This is a genomic window from Microcoleus sp. w2-18bC1 (assembly GCF_036700365.1).
Classification (GTDB): Bacteria; Cyanobacteriota; Cyanobacteriia; order Cyanobacteriales; family Microcoleaceae; genus Microcoleus.
In genome coordinates this window covers 57858-65478 of record NZ_JAUBOS010000014.1, presented here as the reverse complement: position 1 = coordinate 65478, position 7621 = coordinate 57858, and the positions used below count along the sequence as shown (strand labels likewise).

General features: G+C 48.2%; 7 protein-coding genes. 5 read left to right on the top strand and 2 right to left on the bottom strand.

Annotated elements, in window-relative coordinates; translation table 11 throughout:
- Positions 1-78: 78 nt before the first annotated feature.
- Positions 79-990 carry an alpha/beta hydrolase gene (locus tag QT979_RS10965; RefSeq protein WP_333309824.1) on the bottom strand — a complete coding sequence of 304 codons (912 nt, stop codon included), beginning with the start codon at positions 988-990 and terminating at the stop codon, positions 79-81.
- Positions 991-1519: 529 nt separating this feature from the next.
- Between QT979_RS10965 and QT979_RS10960 the strand changes: the two genes are divergently transcribed.
- Entirely contained in the window at positions 1520-2137 is a 618-nt protein-coding gene (locus QT979_RS10960; RefSeq protein WP_333209257.1) for a hypothetical protein, read from the top strand.
- Here QT979_RS10960 and QT979_RS10955 read toward each other — a convergent pair.
- Positions 2105-3058 carry a hypothetical protein gene (locus QT979_RS10955; RefSeq protein WP_333209255.1) on the bottom strand — a complete coding sequence of 318 codons (954 nt, stop codon included), beginning with the start codon at positions 3056-3058 and terminating at the stop codon, positions 2105-2107. The genes QT979_RS10960 and QT979_RS10955 overlap by 33 nt on opposite strands.
- Positions 3059-3359: 301 nt before the next feature.
- On the opposite strand from QT979_RS10955, the gene QT979_RS10950 reads away from it, so the two are divergent.
- From QT979_RS10950 to QT979_RS10935, 4 genes are all read left to right on the top strand, one after another.
- Entirely contained in the window at positions 3360-3578 is a 219-nt protein-coding gene (locus tag QT979_RS10950; RefSeq protein ID WP_333209253.1) for a hypothetical protein, read from the top strand.
- 400 nt (positions 3579-3978) lie between these two features.
- Positions 3979-4881 carry an MBL fold metallo-hydrolase gene (locus QT979_RS10945; RefSeq protein WP_333209252.1) on the top strand — a complete coding sequence of 301 codons (903 nt, stop codon included), beginning with the start codon at positions 3979-3981 and terminating at the stop codon, positions 4879-4881.
- A 393-nt stretch (positions 4882-5274) separates the two neighbouring features.
- Positions 5275-6489, top strand: a complete 1215-nt coding sequence (locus QT979_RS10940) for a bifunctional riboflavin kinase/FAD synthetase (protein WP_333309821.1) — start codon at positions 5275-5277, stop codon at positions 6487-6489.
- A gap of 178 nt (positions 6490-6667) precedes the next feature.
- The gene (locus tag QT979_RS10935) at positions 6668-7576 is read left to right on the top strand and encodes a MoxR family ATPase (RefSeq protein WP_333209248.1); all 909 of its coding nucleotides are present in this window, start codon (positions 6668-6670) and stop codon (positions 7574-7576) included.
- Positions 7577-7621 lie beyond the last annotated feature (45 nt).

Here is a 7621-nt window from a genome sequence, read left to right as displayed (position 1 = left end):
TTCCTTCTTCCTTCTTCCTTCTTCCTTCTTCCTTCTTCCTTCTTCCTTCTTCCTTCTTCCTTCTTCCTTCTTCCTTCTTTACCCTTCCGAAAGCAATTTTAAGTATTGCCGAATTAAGCCAATCGTAACAGCGGGAATTTCTAACTGCGGAGTCAAACCTACGTTTTCCAGAGGTTGAAAAACTTTGATTGCTTCGGGGTTGAGATTTGCCAACCGCTGGCCGATATCGGGCCCGGTAAACTGCGATTTTTCTCCCCAAATAATCGCTGTCGGCGTTGTTAGCTGAGTGATGTACAGCGACAAGTCAAAGCACAAATCTCCCCGCACAAAAGACAGGGCGGCATATTCTGCATTTGGTTCCAAAGCAGATTGGAGGTAAGCATCAACAATTTCTTGGTAAACGCGACGCGAATCGGCAAATTGGCGTTGTTCTAGGAAGCTACGGATGCCGCCGTCTGTGGCGATTCCGGTACTGTAGAGCAAGCGATCTAATATCGGCGTGTTGACTAGCTTAGCGAAGAAACTGCTGCCGTAATCTTGTCCGAAGTCCGACAAACCGCTGGGTATGGTCAAAATTAGGGATTTGAAGAGATCCGGCCGTGCGATCGCAGCTCGAATCGCGATCGCCCCTGTTAGCGAAGAAGCAATCACCTCTGTCGGACTGTCGCAAGTTTTTTCGAGAAATTCGATCAAAGTTGTGATATAATCTTGAACCTGATAATTTCTTGCCGGATGTTCCGATCGCCCCCAACCGATTAAATCCGGTGCTAAAATTCGATATTCTGCCGCAAAAGCCGGATAAACTTTCGACCATTCGTAGGCACTCGACCCGCCGCCAAAACCGTGAAAAAATACTAAGTTCGGCTTATTCTTATTTTCCGAAGTTGAGGTCGGCAACCCCATCCAAGGCATTTTTTCAGCAGTGTAGTAGACCATTCTGCCGAGAGAAGTAACTATTGATCGCTGACCGAAGCCGAGGGGTACAAGCATAAACTAACCTTAATCGCTGTTATATTTTAGATTCTTTTCCATCGCCCCGTCTTTGTTTAAAAAACTTGCAAAGCTGGTGGCGTTTTTGTAAAGATTGAGTAATGATTTAAATCTATTTTAGTACAGGTGAAGCGTGAAACTACAGACAGCAAGTAAGTTTTGCGATTTGGGCAATTCGGCTGTGTAGTTATCCTTACCCTTGCAAACTAGCGCCGATCGGAGATAATAGCAAAATGATGGGTGAGACCCCTCAACAAAATAGAGTCTGTTCGCCAACCCCGAAAGCAGGCGCTCGGAAAGGAGGACTATTAGAACTCGCTTTCAGGCAGGCGGCAGGTTGGCCGACGCTCGCCAATCACAAATCATTAATCACGATATTTTGCGGAGCAGTGGCTTTTGAGGTCGAAAGTCTTTGTTGGATGGCGGGCGATGGGGTTTCGATTCCTAATTGCAAGTTTGGCAATCACTGGCATCGCCGTTATCAATTCCAAAACAGAAGAAACAACTAATCTCAGGGAGGTCTACTAAAATGCAACTGCTCAGAAAAAGGGATCGCGAGGGTTTTATGGTTGATGCGAAAAGTCTTCAATCAGACGGGTTTGCAGAATTTGACACAGCCTATCGAAGCATGGATTTAAACAGCAAAAAGTCTTTGGTCGCCACTCCAGAACGCTCAGGCGCGGCTTCAGATGTGCGATCGCGCGCCACAACGGTACCTGCGATCGTCCGCGTAGCTTTAGAAGACTTGAAATGCTTTGAAGTAGTAGAACACCAGTTTGCACATTGGGGGGTGACTTTTAGCAATGCCGTCGCCATCCAACCTTCAAACCCAGCATTTTTCACTGGTTCTGGGGCAACAGTGTTAATGGGGGCCCCCAAAAGCGGACTGATAGAAGTAACTTTTAAGTATCCAGTTCGCTGGGTGTCAGGGCTTGTCACCAGTTCGCGACGAACTGTTTTATCTGCTTGTGACATTGACGGCAACCCAATTGTTCAGGATGAAATGCCTGCGCCCAATCTGGTCGGGTCTAATTCTCCGATCGCCCCTAGGGCTCCCCTGCGCGTAAAAGCTCCGAATATTCATCGAATTAGTTTTTACGCTTTTGATGGTCAGCTAATAGTCGATGACTTGATTTTTGGATTTTAAAGCCATGCCATAAGTAGTGTCCCAAGTCTGCAAACCTTCGAGAAGGGCATTGCGGACTACAGCTTCTGGTTCCCGACTCAGCATCAGGCGAAAGCACTCCGCAGCGCGGGAACGGGCGATCCTCTGCGAGGGCTCTGCTAACGAACTTTTGACAGAGCTCACAGCACCAAACCCACCCTGATTCACCAAATCGGTCATTTGCCGCACAGCAATTAAACGCTTCACGGGGTCAGCATCAGTCAAATCCGCCAAGATGCGATCGAGCGCCACTTCATCTTTTGCGGCCCCCAGACTCAACCCTTGCCGCAGTAACAGCCCTGCAATCGCGATCGTCCCCAAATTCTGCAAAATTAGGCTCAAAGCCATCCAGTGGCTGCTTGAGTCCGCCCAAACCGCCAAACTCATGTAAGCGCCCAAGGTAGCAATGCCGCCGGTGCCGACGGCTAAAACGAACCGACGGTTCGGGCCATCCCAAAATTGCTCGCCTTTTGCCCGCAGCAATTGCCAGTCCCACGACTGCCCTCGGTAAACCAGCATCATCGCTGCTATCCCCAGGCCTGTGGAAAACAGTAACTGACTGTTCCACCACCCCCAAACTGCTGCCAGGGTGACAATTCCCAGCCAACCTTTTGAGCGAGTCAAACTCTCTAGCAGCCATTTGAGAAACGCAGTAGAAACCACAGGCGATCGGGCCCACTCGCTCTTGCCATCTACCCTCCGGCGTCTTGTTGCGGCAGTGCGGTCTGTGGCTGTTGGGGCTCCCGGCAGGCGATCGTCCAAACTAAATTCTCTCAAAGCTTGACCATCAGTTATTTCTAAAGACAGGTCGCTCAACGGAAGATTACCGAGTTCTAAAGTGCGATCGGACACTTTCACAGGCGATCTATTCAGCTTGGTTGTAGTTTTTTTAACTTGATTCATACTGACTTTTTGGAAAAATAACTTAAAGTTATCCAGGCTTTTTTAGCACTGATTTAGATTCTCGGCAAATAAGACTCTAAGCTTCTATGATACCGGAAATTCAACCCCGTGGCGAGTACCGGAACTGCGCCGAATTCCGAGAAATCCTTACCAAAAATAGAGCACTTGAAGATTTTTGAGAAAATCACGAGAGGTTAACAGCGAATATTTCTGCCTCACTCTGGAGACAGAATGGCGATCGGAGTTGGCATGATGGCAAAAAATCGAAATTTTTTAATTTCCGAAAATATGGGAATTTTGAGTGATTCAATTCGTCCGCCAAGAAATGCACGACGAAAATTTAGCCTTTTGCCAGCAGGCCCGGACTCTCGCTGCTACTCCGGTGTCAGATGAGGCTGGGTTCAGCTTGACCGCTTGCGGGACGAACCGCAGCCTCCGGGCGGGCAGAGAATCCAGACACAGACAGTATTGTTGGATAATTAGCAGGAGCATTCCTAAACTGCTAAGATTTTTGAATTAATGGGAGTTGAGGAAGCCCATCATCCGGGTTCAAACCGGTAAAGCAGGAAGGCAAACAACCGATAGATCGTGTTCGCCAAGTGCGGAGGCTGGAAAAACAGCGGCTTTTGACCAAACTCATACAGAACTACTGCCCCAAAGTGTGTCTGCGGAGGTTAGGCTAGTGAAGAGACGAAAAGAATAGTTACGATCGAGACTTCATTAGTCTACCTTGTAATTTATTGCTCAGTTGTCAAGCCCAACAGTTTTGCATTCTCGCGATGAGCGAGACTCTTGGCACTTCCAACAAGTGGGGAACTCGACCGTCAAAGAACTTGGGTTTGATGGTAAAGCCCTTAGTAATATGTAAACACCTTATCGATAACTCGCCAACTCGCCGGAACAATCTTGCAAGAAAACCCATGTCTAGTATGCAAAACCAATTCACGGTTCACTTCTGGGGCGTTAGAGGTAGCATAGCGTCTCCCGGGGCAGAAACAGTACGTTACGGGGGCAACACGCCCTGTGTAGAAATGCGAGTGGGTGACAGTCGCCTAATTTTCGATGGCGGTACTGGATTGCGGGTTTTGGGACAAACTCTCCTGTCCCAGATGCCCGTAAAAGCTCATATGTTTTTTACTCACTCTCACTGGGATCACATTCAAGGATTCCCATTTTTTGTCCCAGCTTTTATTCCTGGGAACTGCTTTCACATCTATGGGGCTATTGCTCCTAATCAGGCTACTATCCAGCAGCGCCTCCATGACCAGATGCTGCACCCCAATTTTCCGGTACCCCTGCAAATTATGGGGGCAGACCTGAAATTTAACGATATAGAAGTGGGCAAACCGCTGGAAATCGGAGAGATTAAGGTGGAAACTGCTTTGCTGAACCATCCTGGGGAAGCTATAGGCTACCGCGTCAACTGGCGGGGGTATGCGGCTGCTTACGTGACTGATACCGAACATTTTCCCGATCGTTTAGACGAAAATGTGCTGCATTTGGCTCAGGATGCTGAGGTGCTGATCTACGATGCTACTTATACCGATGAGGAGTATTATGCCGAGAAGAGCAGCAAGGTCGGCTGGGGACATTCGACTTGGCAGGAAGCGGTGAAGGTAGCAAAGGCTGCTAATGTCAAAAAGTTGGTGATTTTTCACCACGATCCGCTGCACAATGACGAGTTTTTAGACAGGGTGGGAGAACAAGTGGCTCAAAGGTTCCCGAACAGTTTGATGGCGCGGGAAGGTTTGTCGTTACAATTGTTGCCTCCTAATAACGATTTGTCTGAAGCGTCGGTGCAAGCGCCTCAAGTTCATGTCTGATGGATTTGAGCTTGTCAGATGGTTCTGAAATCTCGATCGGTGAAATCTGACATTTAAGCGAGGTCTGACCGAAAGCATTTAGGATACAAGCCCCCGGATTCATTCCGAAAGCAGACTCATGGCCCAGAAATAAAAAACCTGTATCCGATAAATGAACCCCCGAATTTATCTCGCGCAAGTCAATGCTTCAATCGAAAATCGAAAATCGAAAATCGAAAACCGATTGACCTCACTTAAAGACGGATACCGTGCCACTTACTTCTGTCGTGGAAAACCAAAAAGTTTAGACCAAAGTTCAAGCTTCCAGATTTATCTGTGGAGTCAATTCTAAAATCTAAAATCTAAAATCTAACATCGACTGGCGATCGCACTAAGTATGTCAAAATTTTAAGCGTGTGGGTAACTTCTTCTTGTACCGCTGCTCTGACTCCAACTTCTGTTGCCTTGGGAAACTTTGATGGTTTGCACCTAGGGCATCGACAAGTCGTGCAGCCAATTTTAAATCGATCGCCTGAGCAAAATTCTGCGACGATTCTTGCGTCGGGGCCAAACTTGCGCTCCTACGCTGGCAGAGATGAAAATTTGGAAAGCGAACCTCCGGCGACCTGCTACAACGACTCAGCAGCACCGCCCGATCGAGCCGGCAGCAGCCATAATTTCGATAGTTTGATAGCCCCCAAGGCAGATGGCAACAGCCTCTCTGGGATCGATTCTGATGGGGTCGATCGGCTTTACAGCACTGTGGTGACATTCGATCCGCACCCGCAAGAATTCTTTACGGGTCAACCGAAAAAACTGCTGACGCCTCTGGCAGAAAAGGTAGAATTGCTCGCAGCAATGGGCGTCGAGCAACTTGTGCTGCTGCCGTTCGATCGAGAATTGGCGGCTTTGACTGCTTCTGAGTTTGTCGAGGAAATTTTGGTGCGACAACTAAAAGCGAGTCGAATTAGTGTGGGGGTGGATTTTCGGTTTGGACGGGGACGCGCTGGGACGGCTGTGGATTTGCAGTCGATCGCCTCTGGTTACGGTATTGATGTTGCTCTTGTACCCCTGCACAATTGCGGTGAGGGCGATCGGATCAGCAGTTCTGCAATCCGCGAAGGTCTGGCATCAGGCGACCTCACAAGAGCGAATCAGTTGCTGGGGCGACCTTACAGTTTAGTCGGGACTGTGGTTGGGGGACAGCGGCTGGGTAGGACGATCGGATTTCCTACTGCTAATATCGAACTGCCGCCGGAAAAATTTTTGCCACGTTTTGGCGTGTACGCGGTGCGAGTCTCGGTGAAGCAGGGAGGGGAAAAGATGGAAGATGGAAGTTCTTCCTATCAGCCGGAAAATGCCAAATCTCTAATCCCCGGAATAGCATCAACTTTATTTTTTGTCAATGGGGTGATGAATGTTGGCTGCCGCCCGACAGTAGACGGCCTGCAACCCACTGTGGAAGTTCACCTGTTAGATTGGTCTGGGGATTTGTATGGTCAAACCTTGAGTGCGAGTTTGGTAGAGTTTTTGCGACCCGAACAAAAATTCGCTTCTCTGGATGCTCTCAAAACTCAAATTCAGGCAGATTGCGATATTGCTAGAAGCCTCTTAACTGCTAAAGTCTAATAATTATGTGATCTAGAACAGGCGATCGCTTTTAAAAATGGTGCAAGATGAGTCAGACTAAATTCTAGTTGTACAAATACGAAGTCCGCAAGGCAAAGACTCAAGATTTTGGCAATCTTGATATCTTTTCAACAATTAGCAATTAGCAATTCGCAATTAACAATTAGAAATCAGGGATATGAGACAACATATTGAGCGGCTCAAACAAAATCTAGGCAAAACTATTGTTGGCAAAGCCGATGCTATTCGCTTGGTGTTGGTAGCGGTGCTTTCCGGCGGACACGCGCTGCTAGAAGACGTGCCTGGTGTGGGAAAAACGCTGCTGGCGAAGTCTTTGGCGCGATCGATCGATGGCAAGTTTCAGCGGATTCAGTGCACTCCCGATTTGTTGCCGACGGATATCACCGGTACTAATATTTGGAATCCGCGCAGCGGAGAGTTTGAGTTTTTGCCCGGGCCAGTTTTTGCTAATGTTTTGCTTGCCGATGAAATCAATCGGGCGACGCCACGAACTCAGTCAGCTTTGCTGGAAGTGATGGAAGAAAAGCAGGTGACAGTAGATGGAGTTTCTCGAAATGTTCCGACGCCGTTTTTTGTGATTGCGACTCAGAACCCGATCGAATATCAAGGCACTTTTCCCCTACCGGAAGCCCAGATGGATCGGTTTACTTTGTCTTTGACTTTGGGCTATCCCGCTGCGTTGGAAGAGTTGCAAATGTTGGAACGGCTTTCTGATAGTTTTGCTGTTGAAGATTTGCAGCCTTGTATTTCTTTGGAAGAAGTGCAGGAATTGCGTCGTTTGTGCGCTGGTGTGAAGGTGGAAGCCTCTTTGAAACAGTATATTGTAGATTTAGTGCGATCGACGCGAGAGGATGAGGAGATTACTCTGGGGGTGAGTCCCCGGGGTGCGGTGGCTTTGCACCGGGCATCCCAGGCTTTGGCATTTATGGAGGGCCGGGATTTTGCTACCCCGGATGATGTGAAGTATTTGGCGCCACACGTACTTTCTCACCGGTTGATTCCGGCGGGGGGAAGAAGGGCTAAGACGATTGTTGACAAGTTGTTGCGGTCTGTTCCTATTCCTTAAAAAGTTTGTAAGTAGGTTGTTTTATTTAAAGGAACAGGCAAGATG